Source organism: Pseudomonas sp. Sample_11 (assembly GCF_004307505.1).
Taxonomy (GTDB): Bacteria; Pseudomonadota; Gammaproteobacteria; order Pseudomonadales; family Pseudomonadaceae; genus Aquipseudomonas; species Aquipseudomonas atacamensis.
This window is the reverse complement of record NZ_RCOD01000003.1, coordinates 1-22583: the sequence shown is the minus strand read 5'-3', so window position 1 is coordinate 22583 and position 22583 is coordinate 1. Positions and strand designations below refer to the sequence as shown.

At 58.7% G+C, this 22583-nt stretch carries 21 protein-coding genes and 2 tRNA genes; 14 read left to right on the top strand and 9 right to left on the bottom strand.

Annotated features, from left to right (window positions below):
- The first annotated feature begins 4 nt into the window (after nt 1-4).
- Nucleotides 5-81 (top strand) — tRNA-Arg (locus D8U60_RS00225).
- A gap of 19 nt (nt 82-100) precedes the next feature.
- On the opposite strand, the gene D8U60_RS00220 is transcribed toward D8U60_RS00225, so the two are convergent.
- Nucleotides 101-613 carry a cell envelope protein SmpA gene (locus D8U60_RS00220; protein WP_122700241.1) on the bottom strand — a complete coding sequence of 171 codons (513 nt, stop codon included), beginning with the start codon at nt 611-613 and terminating at the stop codon, nt 101-103.
- Between the two features lie 321 nt (nt 614-934).
- On the opposite strand from D8U60_RS00220, the gene mgtE reads away from it, so the two are divergent.
- Nucleotides 935-2377 (top strand): magnesium transporter, encoded by a 1443-nt coding sequence (gene mgtE, locus D8U60_RS00215; RefSeq protein ID WP_016773597.1) that lies wholly within the window; start codon nt 935-937, stop codon nt 2375-2377.
- Between the two features lie 135 nt (nt 2378-2512).
- Here mgtE and D8U60_RS00210 read toward each other — a convergent pair whose 3' ends face one another.
- On the bottom strand, nt 2513-2839 hold the full coding sequence (locus D8U60_RS00210; protein ID WP_003178899.1) for an Arc family DNA-binding protein: 327 nt from the start codon (nt 2837-2839) through the stop codon (nt 2513-2515).
- Nucleotides 2840-3227: 388 nt separating this feature from the next.
- Between D8U60_RS00210 and phnN the strand changes: the two genes are divergently transcribed.
- The gene (gene phnN, locus D8U60_RS00205; RefSeq protein WP_130899196.1) at nt 3228-3797 is read left to right on the top strand and encodes a phosphonate metabolism protein/1,5-bisphosphokinase (PRPP-forming) PhnN; all 570 of its coding nucleotides are present in this window, start codon (nt 3228-3230) and stop codon (nt 3795-3797) included.
- On the opposite strand, the gene D8U60_RS00200 is transcribed toward phnN, so the two are convergent.
- Both D8U60_RS00200 and D8U60_RS00195 read right to left on the bottom strand, forming a co-directional pair.
- Nucleotides 3772-3951 (bottom strand): PA3371 family protein, encoded by a 180-nt coding sequence (locus D8U60_RS00200; RefSeq protein WP_016773599.1) that lies wholly within the window; start codon nt 3949-3951, stop codon nt 3772-3774. The genes phnN and D8U60_RS00200 overlap by 26 nt on opposite strands.
- A gap of 20 nt (nt 3952-3971) precedes the next feature.
- The gene (locus D8U60_RS00195; protein ID WP_122612073.1) at nt 3972-4205 is read right to left on the bottom strand and encodes a hypothetical protein; all 234 of its coding nucleotides are present in this window, start codon (nt 4203-4205) and stop codon (nt 3972-3974) included.
- A gap of 298 nt (nt 4206-4503) precedes the next feature.
- On the opposite strand from D8U60_RS00195, the gene D8U60_RS00190 reads away from it, so the two are divergent.
- A tRNA-Arg gene (locus D8U60_RS00190) sits at nt 4504-4580 on the top strand.
- A 75-nt stretch (nt 4581-4655) separates the two neighbouring features.
- On the opposite strand, the gene D8U60_RS00185 is transcribed toward D8U60_RS00190, so the two are convergent.
- Nucleotides 4656-8792, bottom strand: a complete 4137-nt coding sequence (locus D8U60_RS00185; protein WP_130899195.1) for a CheR family methyltransferase — start codon at nt 8790-8792, stop codon at nt 4656-4658.
- Between the two features lie 396 nt (nt 8793-9188).
- Here D8U60_RS00185 and D8U60_RS00180 point away from each other — a divergent pair, with 396 nt between their 5' ends.
- The 4 genes from D8U60_RS00180 (at nt 9189) to D8U60_RS00165 (ending at nt 14495) form a co-directional block, all read left to right on the top strand.
- The gene (locus D8U60_RS00180; RefSeq protein ID WP_016773603.1) at nt 9189-10793 is read left to right on the top strand and encodes a tetratricopeptide repeat-containing response regulator; all 1605 of its coding nucleotides are present in this window, start codon (nt 9189-9191) and stop codon (nt 10791-10793) included.
- Nucleotides 10790-11482, top strand: coding sequence for a HAMP domain-containing sensor histidine kinase (locus tag D8U60_RS00175; protein WP_130899194.1), 693 nt, complete (start codon nt 10790-10792; stop codon nt 11480-11482). The genes D8U60_RS00180 and D8U60_RS00175 overlap by 4 nt, the downstream gene beginning before the upstream one ends.
- A 307-nt stretch (nt 11483-11789) precedes the next feature.
- Nucleotides 11790-13031 (top strand): glutamine synthetase family protein, encoded by a 1242-nt coding sequence (locus D8U60_RS00170; RefSeq protein WP_177435429.1) that lies wholly within the window; start codon nt 11790-11792, stop codon nt 13029-13031.
- A gap of 69 nt (nt 13032-13100) precedes the next feature.
- Nucleotides 13101-14495: an MFS transporter gene (locus D8U60_RS00165; RefSeq protein ID WP_122691432.1), complete on the top strand. Its 1395-nt coding sequence runs from the start codon at nt 13101-13103 to the stop codon at nt 14493-14495.
- 71 nt (nt 14496-14566) lie between these two features.
- On the opposite strand, the gene D8U60_RS00160 is transcribed toward D8U60_RS00165, so the two are convergent.
- From D8U60_RS00160 to flgA, 4 genes are all read right to left on the bottom strand, one after another.
- Nucleotides 14567-15313, bottom strand: a complete 747-nt coding sequence (locus D8U60_RS00160) for a flagellar brake protein (protein WP_110646695.1) — start codon at nt 15311-15313, stop codon at nt 14567-14569.
- 92 nt (nt 15314-15405) lie between these two features.
- On the bottom strand, nt 15406-15873 hold the full coding sequence (locus tag D8U60_RS00155; RefSeq protein WP_016773608.1) for a flagellar protein FlgN: 468 nt from the start codon (nt 15871-15873) through the stop codon (nt 15406-15408).
- Nucleotides 15874-15921: 48 nt separating this feature from the next.
- Nucleotides 15922-16248 (bottom strand): flagellar biosynthesis anti-sigma factor FlgM, encoded by a 327-nt coding sequence (gene flgM, locus D8U60_RS00150; protein WP_016773609.1) that lies wholly within the window; start codon nt 16246-16248, stop codon nt 15922-15924.
- Nucleotides 16249-16410: 162 nt separating this feature from the next.
- Nucleotides 16411-17172, bottom strand: coding sequence for a flagellar basal body P-ring formation chaperone FlgA (gene flgA / locus D8U60_RS00145; protein WP_130899192.1), 762 nt, complete (start codon nt 17170-17172; stop codon nt 16411-16413).
- Nucleotides 17173-17254: 82 nt separating this feature from the next.
- Here flgA and D8U60_RS00140 point away from each other — a divergent pair, with 82 nt between their 5' ends.
- The 6 genes from D8U60_RS00140 (at nt 17255) to flgE (ending at nt 22398) form a co-directional block, all read left to right on the top strand.
- Complete coding sequence (locus tag D8U60_RS00140) at nt 17255-18187, top strand: chemotaxis protein CheV (RefSeq protein WP_016773611.1); 933 nt, start codon at nt 17255-17257, stop codon at nt 18185-18187.
- Between the two features lie 46 nt (nt 18188-18233).
- Nucleotides 18234-19061 (top strand): protein-glutamate O-methyltransferase CheR, encoded by an 828-nt coding sequence (gene cheR, locus D8U60_RS00135; protein ID WP_016773612.1) that lies wholly within the window; start codon nt 18234-18236, stop codon nt 19059-19061.
- Nucleotides 19062-19430: 369 nt separating this feature from the next.
- Nucleotides 19431-19841 (top strand): flagellar basal body rod protein FlgB, encoded by a 411-nt coding sequence (flgB, locus tag D8U60_RS00130; RefSeq protein WP_016773613.1) that lies wholly within the window; start codon nt 19431-19433, stop codon nt 19839-19841.
- Nucleotides 19842-19844: 3 nt separating this feature from the next.
- A complete protein-coding gene (gene flgC, locus D8U60_RS00125) occupies nt 19845-20288 on the top strand; it encodes a flagellar basal body rod protein FlgC (protein WP_016773614.1) in 444 nt (147 codons plus the stop codon).
- A gap of 15 nt (nt 20289-20303) precedes the next feature.
- Complete coding sequence (flgD, locus tag D8U60_RS00120; RefSeq protein ID WP_016773615.1) at nt 20304-21032, top strand: flagellar hook assembly protein FlgD; 729 nt, start codon at nt 20304-20306, stop codon at nt 21030-21032.
- A gap of 31 nt (nt 21033-21063) precedes the next feature.
- Entirely contained in the window at nt 21064-22398 is a 1335-nt protein-coding gene (gene flgE, locus D8U60_RS00115; protein WP_056788088.1) for a flagellar hook protein FlgE, read from the top strand.
- The last annotated feature ends 185 nt before the right edge of the window (nt 22399-22583 follow it).

Sequence of the window (22583 nt, the reverse complement as noted above, 5' to 3'; positions counted from 1 at the left end):
AAATGCACTCGTAGCTCAGCTGGATAGAGTACTCGGCTACGAACCGAGCGGTCACAGGTTCGAATCCTGTCGAGTGCACCATATACCAAGAAGCCCGCGTTTAACGCGGGCTTTTTGCTGTCCGGGATTTGGCTTTTCCCTTCACACAGCCTCTTTCATCAAAATCAATTTGAGCACTGCGGCCTCGCTTGAGGTCGTAACGATAGCTCGTGGTCGACGTGCGCGTGTTGATCTTGTCGGGCTTGCCCAGTGCGCTTTCGACGTCCCGCTGACTCATGCCGGCAATCACTCGGCGGTTGATGATCGCTTCGCGCCGCTGCCTGTTATCGATCAGGTTTCCACATTTGTGTTCGGTGCCACCGACGATGCCCGGTTCGCGTCCGCTGTCTTTCATGCCGGTGACTGCTTCGTGATTGAACTCCGGCATGATTGCGACCCAGCCGGGTGAATACGGGTGGACCTCCTGAATTGAGAGTTGCTCGCCAGTTGCGCAGCTCATCGACGTAAACGTGACGCTGCCGTCAGCGGCCTGGCAACGATGAAGTGTGGTGGCGTGGGCAGGCGTGGTGTGGAGCAGGGCGGTCAGTAGATATAGCGCGGGTTTTGCTGGCATTCGATGTCCTCCGTGACGATCTACGCTCAAGGGTAGTCGCTGCTTTTTGCGTTGCCGGTGTGTTTTCTTTTCAAGATGAGTCGTCGCATTTGCACGGGTCAGGCAGGTGCTCAGGTTTGTTTCGCAAGCGCTTGTTTCAGCCGTGATTTTTTCAACGTTTTAAACCGTCAGGCGTGTATCATTGCGCCCGTCAGCCCCGCCGGGGCTTATGGAAAACCTCCATGGACTTACCCAGTAGTTGTTCAGTAAACCGTTTCACCAATCATGAATTGACTGATTGATCCTTCCGGCGTGCCCCGCTGCTGGGAGTGGAGTTCGCCTATGTCCGAAATCGAAGTAAAGAAAACACAGGAAAGCCTGCAGGACCGCCTGGCTCAGGTCGTCGAGTTGCTGCAGCGCCAACGTGTCGTTGAAGACCTGACTCATCGCCAGGAAGGTCCGCACCACGACCGTGTGGAAAACCTGGTTCACCGGCAAAACCTCGTCGAGCTGCAACGCAAGCTCGATGATTTGCACTCTGCCGACGTCGCCTACATCCTTGAAGCCTTGCCGCTGGACGATCGTCTGACGCTCTGGCAACTGGTCAAGGCCGATCGCGACGGCGACATTCTTCTTGAAGTATCCGACTCCGTCCGTGAGACGCTGATCGCCGACATGGACGATCACGAGCTCCTGGCTGCGGCCAAGGACATGGACGCCGACGAACTCGCTGACCTGGCCTCCGAGCTGCCGCGCGACGTTGTCCATGAGCTGATGGAAAGTCTGGATAACCAGCAGCGCGAACGCGTGCGCTCGGCCCTGTCCTATGACGAGGATCAGGTCGGTGCGCTGATGGACTTCGAGATGGTGACGATCCGTGAGGACGTCAGCCTTGAAGTGGTTCTGCGTTATCTGCGTCGCCTCAAAGAGCTTCCCGGTCATACCGACAAACTGTTCGTGGTCGATTACGACGGCGTGCTCAAAGGTGTGCTGCCGATCAAGCGTCTGCTGGTCAACGATCCGGAGAAGCAGGTCGCCGAAGTGATGGCTAGCGATCCGGTGAGCTTCCACCCGGACGAAGATGCCTACGACGCCGCTCAGGCATTCGAGCGTTACGACTTGATCTCCGCGCCGGTGGTCGACAAGAACGGCAAACTGATCGGCCGTCTGACCATCGATGAAATGGTCGACCTGATCCGTGAGGAAAGCGAAAGCGAAGTGCTCAACATGGCCGGTCTGCGCGAAGAGGAAGATATCTTCGCCTCGGTGTGGAAATCCCTGCGTAACCGTTGGGCGTGGCTGGCGGTGAACCTGATCACTGCATTTGTCGCATCGCGGGTGATCGGTCTGTTCGAAGGTTCGATCGAGAAGCTCGTGGCACTGGCGGCGCTGATGCCGATCGTGGCGGGTATCGGCGGCAACTCCGGTAACCAGACCATCACCATGATTGTGCGCGCCATGGCGCTGGATCAGGTCAGCACCGGCAACACCTCGCGCTTGATGCGCAAAGAGCTGGCGGTCGGTTTGATCAACGGTCTGGTCTGGGGCGGGGTGATCGGTGTGGTCGCGTACATGCTCTACGGCAGTTGGTCACTCGGCGTGGTGATGACGGCGGCGATGACACTTAACCTGTTGCTGGCGGCGTTGATGGGCGTGTTGATCCCGATGACGCTGGCGAAGATGGGCCGCGATCCGGCGATGGGCGCCAGTGTGATGATCACCGCGATGACCGACAGCGGTGGCTTCTTCATCTTCCTCGGGTTGGCGACAATCTTCCTGCTCTGACCTTGTGCAATGAAAAGCCCGTCAAATCGACGGGCTTTTTTGTGCCTGCCACACTCAATTGCCAAGCGGCCATCTGTCATATTGCGGGCAAAAAAAAGCCAGCAATCATGCTGGCTTCAATATGTTCGGTATAACTCAGGACGCGTCTGCGGCCATTTCTGCGTCGTGTGCGATCAGCGACACCAGAGCGTTCTGCTGACGGTGCGACAGCTGACGGAAGCGTTGCAACAGCTCGCGCTCGTGCAGCGACAGCTCCGGGCTGTCCAGGCGCATGCTCAGCTCTTCGCCCAGTGCGCCTTCCTGAATAAGACTCTGCTCAAGGCGCGCAATGATCTCGGAGTTCATGCTGCGATGATGATTGCGAGCCACCTCGGCAATGCGTTCACGCATTCCGTCTGGCAGACGTACGACAAACTTGTCAGCCGTACGGCTGGAATAAATTGCCTGTTTCAATGGGCGCATATATTTAACCGGTTAGTTCAGGGGAGCGGTTCTCGGGATTGGCCGCAGGATGTGTGGTAGGACAAGCATCCGGACCAATTGGTTCAACCTGAATTGTTAAGAGGCCGGCATCATGCCTCAAAATTGCCAGATCATTGGCGTCAATTCTGTGACAAATATTGAGCCGGGTAAAGGCGTAATGCCAGCACCAGTTGTCAGAAATGCGGACTGGTTGGAAAACTTTCCATCCTTCCGTATCGCTGCCCGCTTTCGCATGCACATCTGTTGATGTCCGAAGACTTCAGAACGTGCATGCTATGCGGCTCGCTATTCTTGATCCCTATGTGTACAGGATAGTGGCAATTTGCCGATTTACTAGAGGCAGGACCCGTCGGAGGGCGTTTACAGGATGGATGGCAAGCTTTTTTACCTGATGGGGCCGTCCGGTTCGGGCAAGGACAGCCTGATCGATGCATCGCGTGAGCCACTGCGGGCGTTGAACTGTGAAGTAATGCGTCGGGTGATTACCCGCTCGGCGGAGTCCGTCGGCGAAGATGCAGTTGGCGTGACCCCTGAAGAATTCGAACGGCGACAGCACGCCGGCGCTTTCTCCCTGGCCTGGCAAGCCAACGGCCTCTCCTACGGCATTCCTAGGGAAATGGATGAATGGTTGCAAGCGGGCCGGCACGTACTGGTTAACGGGTCAAGAGCGAACCTGCGTCAAGCAATGGAGAAGTATCCAACGCTGGTGCCGATTCTGCTGACAGTCAACGAAGAGGTCCTGCGCAAGCGCTTGCTCAGCCGTGGTCGGGAGACCCCTGAGCAAATCGATGCGAGGCTGGCTCGCAATGCGTTGTTCAAAGACCGAAGATCCAGCGACAGCCCCGTTCATCAGATCGACAACTCTGTTGACCTCGCTATCGCGGTCTCTTCGTTATTGGAATTGGTTCGGCTCAACGCAGAACCGGATCGAACTTGATCTTGCGCCCTGCAATCAGCGCCAGCACAAACAGCACCGCAAACACGCCACAGCCAACCAGAGGCAAGGTGACTTCCGTCTCCTCGAACAGCGCCAGGTGGGTAACGCCACTCAGTAAAGCGAGGATCAGAAATCCTGTCGCCGATTTGGACATGTTGTACTCCTGAAGATATTTCAAAAAACCAGACGTTCGGTGGTTGGCGCCGAGGCTAGCTCAGGCTCGCTGACCATTTGTGTAGAAGCGTCGCTGCGATCACTCAACACTGCCCACTGCGGCGCTTTCTGCACTTGCAAGTAATGCGGCATGCGCTGCGCCACTGGCTGCTCAACGTCAGCCTTGGGAAAAAAATGTGATCCGAGCAAGACAGCCAGAGCCGCTGCGTTTGCAAGCAAGAGGGTGCTGTTCATGGCACGACGCTCCAAATTGTTCTTTTTGATAGAACAGGCATAGCAGTCGCCGTGCCAACAGTGTAACGGCTGATAAGTCCTTTAAAAACAAGGGTTTGGTATGTTTTTTCCGGCGACGCTGATTGCAATCTGCAATGACCGCATTTCCGCGCAGTGCAATTTGCCCGGTAAAAGTTCCCGCAATCTTCCAGGGCGCTTGCCTACACTTAAAAAGCCCTACGGACGACATGACAAAACAGGGGCTGGCCGTTAACATGCACGCCGTCTGTCGCGCCGCATACAGCCCGCGTCAATCAGTGTCTCAGTAGCTCAATTGGATAGAGCATCCCCCTCCTAAGGGGAAGGTTGCAGGTTCGAACCCCGCCTGGGACACCACCTCTTCAAAAAACAAAAAGCCCCGTCGCACTTACTCGTGTGGCGGGGCTTTTTGCGTTGGAGCGCTGGCGAGCTCTACAGCAACTCCGAACGGCGCAACGCCTCGATGGTTTCAATCAGGTCGTCGTACGCCACCGGTTTGCCCAGATGCTGATCGAACCCGGCTTCACGGGACTTCTGCATGTCGCTCTGAGTGCCATAACCGGTAAGGGCGATCGCCGGTACGTTTTTCACCAGCGGCAGCTTGCGCAGGGCAGCCATCAGTTCATAGCCGGTCATGACCGGCATGCCGAGGTCGGAGATGATCAGATCGTAGCGCGTGCTCTCAGCGGCTTTGAGCGCTGCCACGGGATGGTCGAAGGCCGTTACGTCGGCGTCTTCCATCTCCAGCAGCAGCTTCAATGTCTCCAACACTTCCGGAGAATCGTCGACCAGCAGAATGCTCAAGCCATCGAGCTTGCCGGAAACCGGTTCAACCTCGGCTGTTGCAGCGGTTTCGTCGACATCAGTCGACAGCGGCAGGCGAACGGTAAAGGTACAACCGGCGCCCAGCCCCGGCGAAGCAACCTTCACCGTGCCGTGCTGGGCTTCGGTCAGTTGCCGCACCAGTGACAGGCCGATGCCCAAGCCTTCACGTTGATGGTTGGTGTGCTGTTTTTCCGCCTGGCCGAACAGATCGAAGACATGTTCGAGGTTTTCCGCAGCGATGCCGACGCCGTTATCCTTGACATCCAGTTGCGCCATTTTCCCGCTCTTGCTGGCGATCAACTCAATGCGCCCGCTCGGTGGTGTGAACTTCAAGGCATTGTTGACCAGATTCCAGATGATCTGCTCGACCCGTGTCGGGTCGGCATGAATGATCAACGGTGCTTCAGGCAATTGCAGGTCGATGCGCGTGGCATGCTGCTCATTGAGCACTACCGTGTGGATGTCACGCAGAACCGCGCTCAGTTCGACACGCGCCAATTGCAGTTTGAGCTTGCCGGTGCGCACCCGTGCTACATCAAGCAGGTCGTCGATGATCCGCGCCTGACTGGTCACCGCATCGCAAATGGTGTTGACCGCTTTGGTCGCCGGTCCGGCGGTGCGGATCATTGGCAAACGGCGCAACAGTTCGGCGTTGAGCTGGATCAGGTTGAGCGGGTGCTTGAGTTCATGGGACATGACCGCGAAGAACTCATCACGCAGGGACACCGTATTGCGCGTCTGCGCCAGTTCCTTGCTTTGTTCATCCTGCTGGCGCTTGTGCCCGGTCAGGTCGCGGGCGATTTTCACATAGCCTTGCAAGCGATCGCCGCTGAGCAGGGTGACCTCGCCGCTGCAGAAGAAACGGCTGCCATCCTTGCGCACATGCCAGCGCTCATCCTCCGAGCGGCCGTGCTGGCGGGCGGTGGACAATTCACTTTCAGCCATGCCGGCAGCACGGTCTTCGGCTGTGAAGATGAAATCGTAGTACTGACCTTCGGCCTCGTTTTTGCTGTGGCCAAAGATCAGTTCAGCGCCTTTGTTCCAACTGGTGATCGCACCCATTTCATCGAGGATGATAATCGCGTAATCACGTGTACTCTCAGCGACCAGTCGCATGCGTTCTTCGCCCAGGCGCAGCTCTTCCTCGGCTTCGCGGCGTTTGCTGATGTCGATGAAGGTCAACACGGTGCCGTCGATGTGGTCTTCGCTGGAGCGATAAGGCAGCAAGCGGGCGATGTACCAGCGGTTATCGGTACTGTTGACCTCGCGTTCGATCATGTTCAGCGATTCGAACACTTGCGCCGCGTCCTCGGTCATCGCCGGGTAATTCAGGCGATGGGTGATATCCAGCAGTGAACGGCCGGTGTCTACCGGCAACATGCTGAAGATGTCGGTGGCGCGCGGCGTGAACCATTTGATGCGCATGCTGCGATCGACGAACACCGTAGCAATGTCGGTAGAAGCGATCAGATTGGTCAGATAATCGTTGATCTTGTCGGTTTCTTCGACTTTGGTCTTCAGCTCGTAGTTGACCGTCAACAGCTCTTCATTGATTGACTGCAACTCTTCCTTGCTGGTCTCGAGCTCTTCGGTGGCCGAGCGCAGTTCTTCGTTGATCGCCTGCATCTCCTCGTTGGAAGCCTTGAGCTCTTCGCTGGAGATTTCCGACTGTTCGATGGTGTCCTGCAAATGCAATTTGGTGCGTTGCAGCTCACGTTCGAGGTTGGAGAGCACCTGGCTTTCAGTCTGCAGCATCGTGGTCAACGCCTGCTCGTGCGCGTCGATCTCCGTTTCATCGAAGGTCACCAGCACGCACTCGCTGTCGAAGTCGTCGTCCTTGTACGGCTGCGCAATCAGCGTGATGCGGTATTGGCGCTCCTCGCGCTTGAGCAGCACTTCACGCGAGCGCACGGTGAGGTTGCTTTGCTGCACCTGGAACAGCGTCGTGCGAATTTCCAGGCGCAGTTCCGGCAGGATCAGAGTCAGCAGGTTGCGTGACAGCTCGCCGCCGACATGCCGCAGGAAGCGCCCGGCGGCTTCGCTCATGTGAAGGATATCGGCGTTGGTGTCGACGATAATGCTCGGCGGGGCGAAGCGTTCTATGGCGCGGCGGTGGATATCGGCAAACGACAGCTTGACGGGCTCGATGGCTTTCGATGGCGGTCGGGAAACGCTGGTGCGCATATAACCGCCACTCGGCATGGTCGGGGTGCGGCGGCTGTTCGCCGTACCAGTCTTGGCGCGGAAGATGCGGTTGCGCTTGTCCACTGGCGCGAACAGTTCATGGCAGGCATCGGCGCTTTCCGAGGTGCCGAGAAACAGGAAACCACCCGGTCGCAGGGCAAAGTGGAACATCTGCAGGATTTCCCGCTGCACCTCGCGATCCAGGTAAATCAGCAGATTGCGGCAAACGATCAGGTCGATCTGCGAGAACGGCGGATCGGACAACAGGCTGTGCTTGGCGAACAGCACTTTCTCGCGGATTTCCTTGCGGATCCGGTAGTGGTCATCGTCTTTGACGAAATAATGCCGAAGGCGTGTTGGCGGTACGTCGGTGACGATGGCTTGCGGATAGGTGCCGGCGCGGCCAGTGGTGATCGCGCGTTCGTCGATATCGGTGGCGAACACTTGCAGGTTGGCCTTGCTGCTTTGTACCTGCATCTGATCATCGAGCAGGATTGCCAGGCTGTAGGCTTCTTCGCCGGTCGAGCAGCCGGCAGACCAGACGCGCAATTCTTCTTTTTCCGACGAGTCGGCAACCGATTGCACCAGTTGCGGCAGCACATCGCGCTCAAGGGCTTCGAAGGCTTCGCGGTCACGGAAGAAGTTGGTCACGCCGATCAGCATATCGCCGAGCAGGGCCTTGGATTCTTCCGGGGTGTTTTGCAGGTAGTCGTAATAGGCGCCGAGGTCAGACTGGCTGGTGACCTGCATGCGCCGCTCGATGCGGCGCAGCACGGTGGCGCGTTTGTAGTGTTTGAAGTCATGGCCGGTGCTGCTGCGCAGGTACAACAGAATTTCATGCAGGCGTTGTTCGGCGATCGACGCCTCGTGTTCGTTTGCAGGCTTCAAGGCTTTCAAGTCGGGATCATTGGCGCTGGGTAATTTGATGTTCTGAGAGTTGCGCCACAGCTCCATCAGTTTCTGCGGCATCTCGACCACTGGCAGTATCAGATCGACCATGCGCGTCTCGATGGCGGCGCGCGGCATGCCGTCGAACTCGGCGTCTTCCGGCACTTGTACCAGCGTCACGCCACCCTGTTCCTTGATTCGCGACAAGCCCACCGCACCATCGGAACCGGTGCCTGAAAGCACCAGGCAAAAAGCCCGCTCGCGATGCACATCGGCCAGATCGCGGAAGAACAGGTCGATGGCAGTGTGGCGCGCTTGCGGTGAGCCAGCGGGGCTGACGCGCAGGTAGCCGTCATTCATCGTCAGCGAGTGCGCCGGAGAAATCACGTACACGCAGTTCTTTTCGATCGGCACCGGCTGCGTCACTTGCAACACCGGCATGCGCGTCGATTCCTGAATGATCTGGTCGGCGATGCTCTGGTGATCGGGCGACAGGTGCAGAATGATCACAAACGCCATGCCACTGTCCTTCGGCATATGCTCGAAAAACAGCTTGATTGCTTGCAGGCCGCCCGCCGAGGCGCCGATGCCCACCACCGGGAAATTCAGGTGGCTGAGAGTCAGGTCCTTGCGTTCGTGCGCAGAGGGCGAGGCAGGGGTTTTCGAGGTCATCACTTCGGCCTTTTTTTGTGGCGTTACAAGCGTATCGCGGACGTCCGGGGGCGCAGGTAATTGAGCAGAATAAACCTCATTTGCGGATCTGCCTGCACTTTTGAAGGACAAATGTCCTGCCTGTGTTTTTGACACCCGGCGAACGACGACCGTGCCGATTATTTTGCCGGTGTGATGATCGGTTGTCAGTGGTTGTTAATTTCGATCCTCAGACGCTTCGACAATCTCAAAGAAGAATCTTGAAGCACCACCCTCAGGCCCGGGCATTTTTGGCCGATAACCCGAACGGTGAGTTCAGACTCCAGCGAAATCGCTTGATGGCGCATGGCCTCCGGCTATCATCTGCGCGCCTGAAATCGCCTCGGTTCGTTTTCTTCAATTGCCTGGAAATCTTCGATGTCGTCGTATCACCAAAAAAGCTTTCTGATCGTCGATGATTTTTCCGATTTCCGCAGTTCCGTGCGTTCGATGTTGCGTGAGCTCGGCGTCAAGGATGTCGATACTGCCGACACTGGCGAGCAGGCGCTGAAGATGTGCTCGCAGAAGTCCTACGATTTCATTCTTCAGGACTTCCACCTCGGCGACGGCAAGAAGAACGGCCAGCAGGTGCTCGAAGACCTGATGTCGGAAAAGCTCATCAGCCACGAAGCCGTTTTCGTCATGGTCACGGCCGAGACCAGTCAGGCGATGGTGCTCAGTGCGCTGGAGCATGAACCGGATGCGTACCTGACCAAGCCGTTCAACCGTTCCGGACTGGCCCAGCGTCTTGAGCGTCTGGAGCAACGCAAGACCTTGCTCAAACCGATTCTGCAGGCCCTTGATCGCGGTAAGCCGGTCGAGGTGCTCAATGCCTGTATTGCCCTGTGCAAACAGGACATCCGCTATTCGCCGCTGTGCCTGCGCTACCGCGCCGATGCGCTGCGCGACATGAACCAGAACGAAGCGCTGGAGCGGCTCTACGACGGCATCATTGCCGACCGTCCGTTGCCGTGGGCCTTCGCTGGATTGGGCAAGTTGCTGTTCAAACGCGGGCAGGTCTCGCAGGCCAAAGAGGTTTATGAAAAGGCCTTGAAAGTGTTCCCGATGATGCCGGCGCTGTATGACGGCATGGCCGATGTGCTGGTGGCCGAAGGCGACAGCAAAGGCGCGCAGCGGGTGCTGGAAGAAGCGATCCGTCTGTCGCCGCTGGCGGTGCGCCGTCAGGCTTTGCTCGGCAAACTGGCGATGGCCAACGAAGATTTCGAAACCGCATCGCGTGCTTATCGTCAGGCCGTGGCGCAGGGCGCGCAGTCGCGTTTCAAGGACCCGGAAAGCAATCTCGGCCTGGCTCATGCGCTGATCAGCAAGGGCAGCGATCGCGGCCTCGACACGCGCACGCGGCTGGAGATCAACACCACCCTCAGTGCCGTGGCCAAGGAGAACCCGAGCGATCCCGGCCTGCAGATTCGCGCGCGGCTGATGAAAGCCACGAGCCTATTGCTCAACGACGCTGAAACCGCCGACAAACTCACCGAACAAGCACTGATGCGCCTCGATGGCATGGAGCAATTCATGAGCCCCGAGGCGGCGTTGCTGGTGGCCAAGCAGTTGCAGATGCTCGGTCAGGCCGAGGCGGGCACTTCGATGCTCAAGAGCTGCGCGGAGATTTACGGGGATGACCCGGCGGTGATGAAAGACATTGCCAAGCTCACCGACGATCCGACGATTCTCAGTTCGAGCAACGCTGCGGCCGATCTCAACCGCCAGGGCGTGCGCGTGTACAAGACCGGCAATCTGGTCGAGGCCCGCGAGGTGTTCCGCAAGGCGCTCAAGCTGCAACCGAAAAACATCAGTATTGCGCTGAACCTGGCCCAGTCGCTGCTGCACGGCACCGACACCAGTGTGCCGTCGGCGGAGCTGGAAGAATGTCGGGCCTGCCTGAAACTGGTGGGCCTGATGCCCGACACCGACGCGCGGTTTGCGCGTTATCAGAAGCTGAAAAGCAAGGCGTTTGGCGAATGAACCCAATTGATCCGGCGCTGGATTTTTCCACGGTGATTGCCTCCACCGTCCACGACATGAAGAACTCCCTGGCCATGCTGATGCAGGCGCACAGCCAATGGCTCGCGCGTCTGCCCAAAGAGCTGCGCGACGGCTCGGAACAGGGCGTGATCGACTTCGAGTTCGCCCACCTCAACGGCATGCTCGTGCAGTTGCTCGGGCTGTACAAACTTGGCGTGAATCAGTTGCCGCTGCAGCCGGCTTATCACGAACTCGACGATTTCATCGAGGCGCAACTGGCCGCGCATCAGGAAGTGTTTGCCAGTCGCGGCATCATCGCCACCTATGAAGTCGATCCGTTGAGCCCGCTGGGTTTCTTCGATCGCGAGCTGATCGCCTCGGTGCTCGGCAACTGCATCAACAATGCGATCCGTTACGCCCGCGAGTCGTTGCTGATTACTGTCGGTGATGAAGCCGGGCAACTGGTATTGAGCATCAACGACGATGGCGACGGTTATCCAGCAGAGATGCTCGAGCGTCAGGCCGATTATGTGCAGGGCATCAATCACAGCAGCGGCAGCACCGGCCTCGGTCTGTATTTCGCCAATCGCATCGCCGCGCTGCATCAGCGCAACGGCGTGGAAGGACGCACCGAAATCAGCAATGGCGGGCCGTTGGGCGGAGGAGTGTTCAGCCTCTACTTGCCCTGAGGTCTGGTGTAGGAGCTGCCGAAGGCTGCGATCTTTTGATTGTAAAAAGCAAGATCAAAAGATCGCAGCCTCGTTGCACTCGTCAGCTCCTACGGCTACCGCACAAGATCGGGATTTTTGTGGGCGCTGCTTGATATTCCGAACAGCCGCAGCCTATTTTGTCCGGGTCGCCGTTCGCGGCTCGCACAACAACAAGGATTGCGTCATGACAACCGATGGCCAGGGTTCACTCGCGCAGCGATTGACCGGCATTGATGAGATTGAATGTGTCACCCCGGATCTGAACGGTGTGCCACGGGGCAAGGTGATGACCGCCGAGGGTTTTCTCGAAGGGCGGCGTTTGCAGTTGGCGCGGGGTGTGCTGCTGCAATGCATCATGGGCGGCTATCCGCCGGCGCGGTTCTACGGCAGCGATGACGGCGATCTGGCGCTGGTTGCCGATCCTGCGCAGATTCACCGTTTGCCCTGGAGCGACGAGCCGCGCGCCATGGCGATTTGCGACGCCGACGAACTGAGCGGGGAGAGCTCCAGTCTCTCGACCCGTGGCCAGCTCAAAGCAGTCATCGCCCGTTACGCCGCGCACGGTCTGGCGCCGGTGGTGGCGACCGAACTGGAATTTTTTGTCTTCGCACCCAATACCGATCCGACTCAGCCGTTCCGTCCGCCAGTCGGCCTCGACGGCCGCCGCGAGGATGGCCAGTCGGCGTTCAGCGTCAGTTCCAACAACGGTCTGCGGCCGTTCTTCAGCGAAGTGTATAAATGCATGGCGGCCCTCGGCCTGCCGCGCGACACCTTCATGCATGAAATGGGCGTCAGCCAGTTCGAGATCAATCTGCTGCACGGCGATCCGCTGCTGCTTGCCGATCAGACGTTCCTGTTCAAGCACCTGCTCAAGGAGGTCGCGCTCAAGCATGGCCTGAGCGTGGTGTGCATGGCCAAACCGCTGGCGCACACACCGGGCAGCTCGATGCATATTCACCAGAGCATCGTTGAGATCGGCAGCGGCAAGAATGTCTTCACTGACTCGAACGGCGAGCCGACGGCGATGTTCCGCCACTTCATCGGCGGGCAACAGGCAGGCCTCGCCGATTTCACCGCACTGTTTGCGCCCAACGTGAATTCCTATCAGCGCCTGTGTCATCCGTACGCGTCGCCGAACAATGCCTGTTGGTCCCATGACAATCGCGCCGCTGGCTTGCGTATTCCCGCCAGCTCGCCGGTCGCACGTCGGGTCGAAAACCGTCTGCCGGGCGCCGACGCCAATCCGTATCTGGCCATCGCCGCCAGTCTGGCTGCGGGTTTGCATGGCATCGAGCAGGAACTGGAGCCGAGCGCGGCAATCCAGGGTGAGTTCGCCGTGCCGGATAATCTGGCCTTGCCGTGTACCTTGCACGCCGCGCTGGAGCGTCTGAAACGTAGCCAGTTGGCGAGGGAACTGTTCGGGTCGGAGTTCATCGAAGGCTACATCGCTTCGAAGACCATGGAGTTGACCAGCTTCTTTGATGAAATCACTCCCTGGGAGCGCCGTGTGCTGGCCGCCCAGGCCTGACGTATCGCTGCTGCCGGGCAGTCGTTCTGACCGCCCGGTATTTACTGCAAGGAGCCGCTCGGAACGCCGATGCGCCAAATCTGGAAATCCTTTCGAGCGCTGTATTTCGCCTCGCTGATGATGTTGATCGGCTCGGGCCTTCTTTCTACTTATCTGGCTTTGCGTCTGGCTGCCGACAATGTCGACGGGCTGTGGGTCGGTGCGCTGATGGCGGCCAACTATTTCGGTCTGGTGCTGGGCGGCAAGATCGGCCATCGCCTGATCGCCCGGGTCGGGCATATCCGTGCCTACTCGGCGTGTGCCGGGATCGTTGGCGCGGCGGTGCTCGGCCATGGGCTGGTGGACTGGCTGCCGGCGTGGCTGGTGCTGCGGACGATCGTTGGTCTGGGCATGATGTGTCAGTACATGGTCATCGAGAGCTGGCTCAACGAGCAGGCCGATGCCAATCAACGCGGCCTGGTGTTCAGCGGTTACATGATCGCCTCGTACCTGGGCCTGGTGCTGGGCCAGCTGATTCTGGTCATGCACCCCGGCCTCGGCCTGGAGCTGCTGATGCTGGTCGCGCTGTGCTTTGCCCTGTGTCTGGTGCCGGTGACGTTGACCCGACGGATTCACCCGGCGCCTCTGCACCCCGCGCCGATGGAGCCGCGCTTCTTTATCAAGCGTGTGCCGCAATCGCTGAGCACGGTGCTCGGCGCCGGTCTGATCATCGGTTCGTTCTACGGTCTGGCGCCGCTGTACGCCTCGCAACAAGGGCTGACGACCGAGCAGGTCGGTCTGTTCATGGGTAGCTGCATTTTTGCCGGGTTGCTGGTGCAGTGGCCGTTGGGCTGGTTGTCCGACCGTTATGACCGCGCATTGCTGATTCGCTGCTTTGCCGGGTTTCTCGCGGTGGCGGCGTTGCCGTTGGCGATCATGCCGCAGGTGCCGCTGGAGGTGCTGTTCGTCGTCGGCTTCTTCTGTTCGCTGGTGCAGTTTTGTCTGTATCCGCTGGCGGTGGCGTTTTCCAACGACCACGTCGAAGGCGATCGCCGGGTTTCGCTGACCGCCATGCTGCTGGTGACTTATGGTGTTGGCGCGAGCATCGGGCCGCTGCTGGCGGGTGTGCTGATGAAGTTTCTCGGCAGTCAGAGCCTGTATGCGTTCTTCAGTTTCTTCGCGTTGGTGCTGGTCTGGCGGATTCGTCCGAAAGCAGTGACCAACCTGCACCAGGTCGACGACGCACCGCTGCATCACGTGGCAATGCCGGACAGCATGTCGAGCTCGCCGCTGGTGGCGGCGCTTGACCCGCGTGTCGATGAGCAGGTGGTGCAGGAGCAGATGGTCCAGGACCCGGCGCCGGTCACTCCTGAGCCTGAGCCTGAGCCTGAGCCCGAAGCGCAGCCGGAAGCAGTCGTTGAAACCGAACTGGACAGCGGCAATGACGATAAGCCTGCGCCGGATATCAGTGGTGGCAGGCCCTGAACCGAAGGTACATCGGCGCATAAAAAAGGGCAGTCCTGAGCGGGACTGCCCTTTTTATTGATCGCTGCGACTCAGAGATCGTCTTTGTCGAAACGCCGTGCTTCACGTTGCAACTGGTAAACGAAACGCTCGACGTTGCGTGCAGCCTGGCCACTGATGTTGTGGAAGCGCAGACCGGCGAAGGTGATGTTGAGTTTTTCTTCGAAATGCAGATAGCGCAGTTCGACCGATGTTGGCTGGTTGCCGAACAGCGGCGGGGCGATCAGGCGATCGTAGACCTGGCCCAGTTGCAGGCGATCAGTGATGTCGCCTTCGAAGCGGAATTTGCAGCCAGTGGCGGAAATATCCAGCAGCTTGCCGTGCAACGGCGTCTTGAGCTTTTCGCCGCCCAGTTCAACGCTGACCAGATCGGTGAGCTTCAACGCAGCGCGGAAGGCGTTACGGCGCTGGTGATAGACCACTTCGCTCGGCAGGTCGCCGGTGTAGAAACGGTCACCGTCGGATTCTTCGATGTTCAGCGTGCCGTTGCATTCCCAGGCGATGCGCACGCCGTCATGAAAGCCTTCGACCTTGAACGGTTCGCCAGCCTGGAGGAAGCGCTCGCCGTCGCGCGGGATCATTTCGTCCAGCGCGATCGTTGCGGTTTCGCGGTCGACCTTGATCAGGTAACTCTGAAAGCGCTGGCTGCGTTCATGGAAGGTGATGATCAGCGGATCGTGGCTGTCTTGCAGCTGGCGCAGGTTGCTGGAGATTTCCAGTGGCGTGGTGAGCACCTTCGGAGGCTGCGGAGCATCATCCGCGCTTAGGGTGTTGGACACGGTTCTTCAATCTCCAGACAAAATAAGACTACGACTGGCCAGTATTTTGCCAGCATGTTGCGCAAGTGGATAGTGCAGGGCCAGCGAATGGCTCATGCCTGGCTGAGCGTTCGCGGCTTGACCGGTTTGGCAAAGGTCCCGCTGGCGTCGTACAGCGCTGGCGGCTCACCGCCGGTGAGGATCTTCAGCTGATTGGCCGTGGTCGCCTGCTGGATCTGGATCGACTGGCCGTTCTTGATGTTGGCAGCCTGGCATTGGGCGATCAGCGCGGTCAGGGCGTCGCCCTGAGTCAGCAACTGGTCGCCAATGCTCGACTGGCTGGCCAGTTGCTCAAGACCTGTGCGATCGGTCGGCAGGTTGAGGCTGGCGAGGATTTCGCTGCGCTTGCGGCCATGCTGCTCGAGCAGAATGATCAACGCTTGCTTGGTCGCCAGAATTTCTTCCAGCAACGGCATGTCGCGACCATGCAAAGCGAGGGATTCGGTTTGCAATAACTCCAGCAATTGTTGCGCTGGAGCAAAGTCGTCGTTGATCAGTTGCAATAAGTTAGTGTCGTGCATGGCTGGCCTTGGGGTTTAAGCGTCCAAAAGCCTGGCGCCGGCAAAAGCCTAGCGCTGGGCTTCGAAGTTGAGCAGTTTGCTGGCTACACGGTTGCTGTCGACTTTATAGCTGCCATCGGCAATCGCGGCTTTCAACTCGGCCACACGGGCTTTGTCGACAGCAGGCTGATCGCGCAGCTTGTCAGTGACCTTCTGCAACTGTTGAGCCTCATTGCTGAGGTGTACCGACTCCCCGCTTTTGGCGACATTGGCCTGTTCGGCCTGGGTATTCAGCGGCGCGGAGGGGCTGTTTTCAGCGCTTTCCTTGGCGTTGCTGGTACGTGTGCTGCCGGTTAGTGACGAGGAACTGTTCAATCGGTTGAAATCGATAACCATGATAAAAAACCTCTGGGAATTTGGACGCTTGCCATGTTTTCGGCTATCCCCTGAAAAACTTTAGGCCCAATCAACCATAAGCTTGCATGCGCCGTTGCGAGACCTGCTGCGGCACAGTTTAGGGAAGCGACGGGATCGGCGCCAGTTTTCTCCACGAGGCTTTTACATGGCCACTTCGACCTGTCCCGGCGCAATCACCTGCGCCTTGATAACTCTTTGAGAATTAAGGTTTTTTACTCGAATCTGTTCTTTCATGCCGCCATTGGAGAGCGCTTCCCCCGGCATGCGTACGGCAAGGGTGCCGCTGCGCGCAGTGATCACCACCTGGTCACCCTTGCGCACCACTTCGGCCTGTTCCAGATGCACGAGAGTGATGACCTGATCGGCGACCGTTGGTCGGGTAAGTTTCTGCCCGATCGCTTCGTCGACGGAAGTCAGGAAACCCTGATTGATCGTGCTGACGTCGCGCTCGCGCAAGGTCACGTCCTGCGGCTCGATAATGCCGGCGCGTTTCAGCGGACGAGTGGTCGTCACGATCTCGCGAAACAGGCGGACTTGAGCGGGTACGAACACCGTCCAGGGCGAACTGCCTTCGCAGCGAACCTTCACCGTGACGCGGCCCAGCGGGCGTGCCGGGCTCTCCAGCGTGGCTGTCAATTCCTTGTCGCACATGGGCATGCGCATGCGCGGGTCGAGCTGGTTGACTTCGATTTCGTAGCGGCCTTCGGTTTGACTGGAAGCCAAATAGTCTTCTACGGTGAATTCAAGAAAGCCCTGAGTCACGCCGATAAGCATATCAGGCAAGGTAACCGCATCTGCATGGGCAGGACTGCCAGCAAGCGAGCAGCAAACGGCGGCCACCGCGCAAAGCCCTTTGCGAAGGGTAGATGTCAGGCGTCGGGAAAATGTCGTTTGAGCGTTCATACGAGTTAAAAAGCAAGCGCCGTGCCGTTTAGCAATGAATGTGCGTCGCAACAACACTTGGCGTTGGTGTAGGAGTCTGGGCATGGCTGGTGTAATGGATTCGGTGAACCAGCGCACGCAACTGGTAGGGCAGAATCGCCTCGAGCTGCTGTTGTTCCGTCTCGACGGGCCGCAGCTCTACGGGATCAACGTGTTCAAGGTACGGGAAGTGTTGCAGTGCCCGTCCCTGACGTTGATGCCCAAATCCAGTCCTGTCGTGTGCGGGGTAGCGAATATACGGGGAGCGACCATTCCGATCCTGGATCTGGCAATGGCGACGGGCTCTGGTGCGTTGAAAGACAAGAACAGTCCGTTCGTGATCATCACGGAGTACAACACCAAGACCCAGGGTTTCCTGGTCCGCTCGGTGGAGCGCATCGTCAACATGAACTGGGAAGAGATCCATCCGCCACCCAAGGGTACCGGTCGCGATCACTACCTGACCGCTGTGACTCGGGTCGACAACCAGTTGGTCGAAATCATCGACGTCGAGAAGGTGCTGGCCGAAGTGGCGCCGACGCCGGAAGCGATTTCGGTGGGCGTGGTCGATGTCGAGACGCAGACCAAGGCGTTGTCGCTGCGGGTGCTGACGGTCGATGACTCGTCGGTGGCGCGCAAGCAGGTTACCCGTTGTCTGCAGACCATCGGTGTCGAAGTGGTGGCGCTGAACGACGGCAAGCAAGCGCTGGATTACCTGCGCAAGCTGGTCGACGAGGGCAAGAAGCCGGAAGAAGAGTTCCTGATGATGATTTCCGACATCGAGATGCCGGAGATGGACGGGTACACCCTGACGGCGGAAATCCGCGGCGACGCACGCATGCAAAAGCTCCATATCATCCTGCATACTTCGTTGTCGGGGGTATTCAATCAGGCGATGGTGAAGAAAGTCGGTGCTGATGACTTCCTGGCCAAATTCCGTCCTGATGACCTCGCATCCCGGGTAGTCGACCGGATCAAAGCAGCAGATATCAGCTAGGGGCCTTCTGCCCCTGGCGGTCAACACGATTTAAGAGGCGGCATCATTGTCTACGGGTAATTTGGATTTCGAACAGTTCCGGGTCTTCCTGGAAAAAGCCTGTGGCATTCTGCTCGGTGAAAACAAGCAGTATCTGGTCTCGAGCCGTCTCAACAAACTGATGGAGCAGCAAGGCATCAAGTCCCTGGGTGAGCTGGTACAGCGCATCCAGACCCAGCCGCGCAGCGGTTTGCGCGAGCAGGTGGTCGATGCCATGACGACCAACGAAACCCTGTGGTTTCGCGACACCTATCCGTTTGAAGTCTTGAAGAACAAGGTACTGCCGGAAGCGATCAAGGCCAGCCCCAACCAGCGTCTGCGGATCTGGTCGGCGGCCTGCTCGTCGGGACAGGAACCGTACTCGCTGTCGATGTCGATCGACGAGTTCGAGCGCAGCAACCTGGGTCAGTTGAAGATGGGCGTGCAGATCGTTGCCACCGATCTGTCGGGCCTGATGCTCAACAACTGCAAGACCGGCGAGTACGACAGCCTGGCGATCGGTCGCGGTCTGTCGCCGGAACGCCTGCAACGCTACTTCGACCCGAAAGGGCCGGGGCGCTGGGTGGTCAAGGCGCCGATCAAGAGCCGGGTGGAATTCCGCTCGTTCAACCTGCTCGACAGTTACGCAGCGCTGGGCAAATTCGACATCGTGTTCTGCCGCAACGTGCTGATCTACTTCTCTGCCGAAGTGAAGAAGGACATCCTGTTGCGCATTCACAGCACGTTGAAGCCGGGCGGGTACCTGTTCCTTGGCGCTTCGGAGGCGTTGAACGGATTGCCGGATCATTACCAGATGGTTCAGTGCAGCCCGGGGATTATTTACAAGGCGAAGTAATCGGTTTGCGGCGGTACAAAAACGGCAGGCCCCAAAAGGCCTGCCGTTTTTTTGTGCCCGAATTATTTCCACGAACACCACGAACCCCCTGTGGGAGCGAGCCTGCTCGCGAAAGCGGTCTGTCCATAAGACAGTTGGCGCCTGACACGCCGCCTTCGCGAGCAGGCTCGCTCCCACAGGGATCTGCGCTGGCCTGGCAAGGACGGCAAGCGGCAGAAAAGCGGCATCCGGCGGTAACCGGTTGCCGCTTTTCTGGCATTGCCGCTTAGCCTGTTTGGCGCAAAGCCCCGGAATACGGGGCTTTGTTCATTTGGCACGGCGCTTGCTAAAGCTCAGATACGAAAAACCGGTCACCTGAAGGTTCCCGACATGAGCATCAGCTTCGACAAAGCGCTGGGCATTCACGAAAAGGCATTGGGCTTCCGCGCCCAGCGTGCCGAAGTGCTGGCCAACAACATCGCCAACGCCGACACCCCGAACTACAAGGCGCGGGATCTGGATTTCTCCAAAGTGCTCGAAGCACAGACCGAGAAGACCAAGACCGGCGGCCACTTTGCCCTGAACATGACCAACAGCCGGCACATCGAGGCTGAAGGGCTGGGCAACGGCGACGAGTCGCTGATGTATCGCACGCCGATGCAGCCTTCGATCGACCAGAACACCGTCGACGCTCAACTGGAACAGTCCAACTACGCGGAAAACGCCGTCGGCTTCCAGGCCAGCTTCACCTTGCTCAACAGCAAATTCAAAGGGCTGGTGTCAGCCCTGCGCGGAGAATAATCCATGTCCCTGTCCAGCGTTTTCAACATTGCCGGCAGCGGCATGAGCGCGCAGACCACGCGTCTGAACACCGTGGCGTCGAACATCGCCAACGCCGAAACCGTTTCGTCGAGCATCGACCAGACCTACCGCGCCCGTCATCCGGTATTCGCCACCATGTTCCAGGGCGGCCAGGCTGGCGGCAGCAATTCGCTGTTCCAGAACCAGGACGCGGCCGGGCAGGGCGTGCAGGTGCTCGGCGTCGTCGAAGACCAGAGCAACCTCGAAGCGCGCTACGAGCCGAACCATCCGGCCGCCGACGCCAAGGGCTACGTCTACTACCCGAACGTCAACGTGGTGGAAGAAATGGCTGACATGATTTCTGCGAGCCGCTCGTTCCAGACCAACGCGGAAATGATGAACACCGCCAAAACCATGATGCAGAAGGTACTGACCCTCGGTCAGTAATAAGGGGCGACTGCCATGAGCGTTACGGATACCACCAGCAGCCTGAGCATGAACGACATCCTGGCCAATTCGTCGAAGAAGGCCAGCAGCACTACGTCGGGCGGCATCGCTTCGGCGACCAACAGTGCCACCGGCGGCCAGGCGCTGGGCAAGGATGCTTTCCTGCAATTGCTGGTCACCCAGCTGAAAAACCAGAACCCGCTCGATCCGCAGGACAACAGCGCGTTCGTTGCGCAACTGGCGCAGTTCAGCAGCCTTGAAGGCATCACCACGCTGAACTCCACCGTCAGCGGCCTTGCCGGCAACTACAACTCGTCGCAGGCATTGCAAGCGTCGTCGCTGGTCGGTCGCAACGTGATCGTGCAGACCAACACCGCGCAGCTCGATGACCCGAGCAAAGGCCTGACCGGTTCGGTCACCGTGCCGTCGTCGATTGCCGGCGGCACCGTGACCATCACCGACAAGGACGGCAAAACCGTGCGCACCATCGACCTGGGCAGCCGCGCTGCCGGCGATGCCAGCTTCACTTGGGACGGCAAGGACACCGCCGGCACCGTGGTTCCGGTCGGCACTTACACGTTCAAGGCCAACGCACCGATCAACGGCACCGCGACCGATCTGGCGACCTACCTGCCAGCGACCGTCAACAGCGTGACGATCAGCCAGACCGGTGGCGAGCTGATGCTCAACCTGGCTGGCAAGGGCACCGTCGCCCTGTCCAAAGTACAAACCATTGGTATATAGAGCCGACTAACCCGGCATAAAGGAGTGGAATATGTCTTTCAATATCGGCCTTAGCGGTCTCTATGCAGCCAACAAGCAACTGGACGTGACCGGCAACAACATCGCCAACGTCGCCACCGCCGGTTTCAAATCCTCGCGCGCAGAGTTCGAAGACGTCTATTCGTCTACGCGTCTGGGCAGCGGCAGCAAAGTGATCGGTAACGGCGTGCGCCTGGCCAACGTGTCCCAGCAGTTCACCCAAGGTGACATCAACAACACTGGCAACGTGCTGGACATGGGCATCAACGGTTCCGGCTTCTTCACCATGAGCAACAACGGCTCGATCTCGTACACCCGTGCCGGTACGTTCAAGGTCGACAACGCCGGTTACATCACCAACACCGACTACACCTCGCGTCTGCAGGGTTACGGTGTGGATGCCAACGGCAAGATCATCAACGGTGTGTTGACTGATCTTAAGATCGACACCTCGAACCTGGCGCCGAAGTCGTCTTCTGCGGTGACCTCGAGCATCAACCTCAATTCGTCTTCGCCAGTGATCGTTGATACCGGCGCCAGCGCCGTGACGTTCGACCCGTCGAAGCCGGAAACGTACACCAAGTCGTTCAGCACGCCGATCTATGACACCCAGGGCAACGCCCACGTCATGGACCAGTACATGGTCAAGACTGGCGGGAACACCTGGAAGGTTTACACCCTGGTCGATGGCCGTAACCCGGACGCTACCGGCAGCAACCCTGTGACCACTGCGCCGGTTGCCTCGACATTGTCGTTCGACAGCTCCGGCAAGCTGGTTCAGGTGAGCACGCCTAACCCGGCGGATCCAGCCAACCCGATCATCAGCAGCGATCTGAAGATGACCGGCTGGGTGCCGGGCACTGTGACCAATGGCGTGTTTACGCCTAACGGCGCGGCAGCGAACCCGAATGGCGTGACCATCTCGATGGCCAACACCACTCAGTACAACGCTGATACCTCGCGTACGATCCCGACTCAGGATGGTTACGCCACTGGCCAGATCACCAACCTGACCATCGACGGCACCGGTACGCTGTTCGCCAACTTCAGCAACAACCAGAGCAAGGCGATTGGTCAGGTTGCACTGGCCAGTTTCACCAACGAGCAAGGCTTGCAGGCTGTCGGTGGTACCAGCTGGAAAGAGACGTTCGCTTCGGGTATTCCGGGCTACGACGCGCCGAAGACCGGTACGTTGGGTGAGGTGGTGTCCAACTCGCTGGAAGAGTCGAACGTTAACCTGACCAACGAGCTGGTTGATCTGATCAAGGGCCAGAGCAACTATCAGGCGAACGCCAAGACCATTTCGACGCAGAGCACGATCATGCAGACCATTATTCAGATGACCTGATTCGGGTTTCTGAGCTGGTTTTTTGGGCCCCTCGTTTTGAGGGGCTTTTTTTTGGTCTTGGCGGCCTTTGGGCCGACCATGCTCTTGGGGTTTTGGGTGAATATCCGTTTCTGCGGTAACGGCGACTTAGGGTTCCGCCCTTACGGCGGGTCACCTTTTTCAAACGCCGGAGTGCCGGCCCAGCA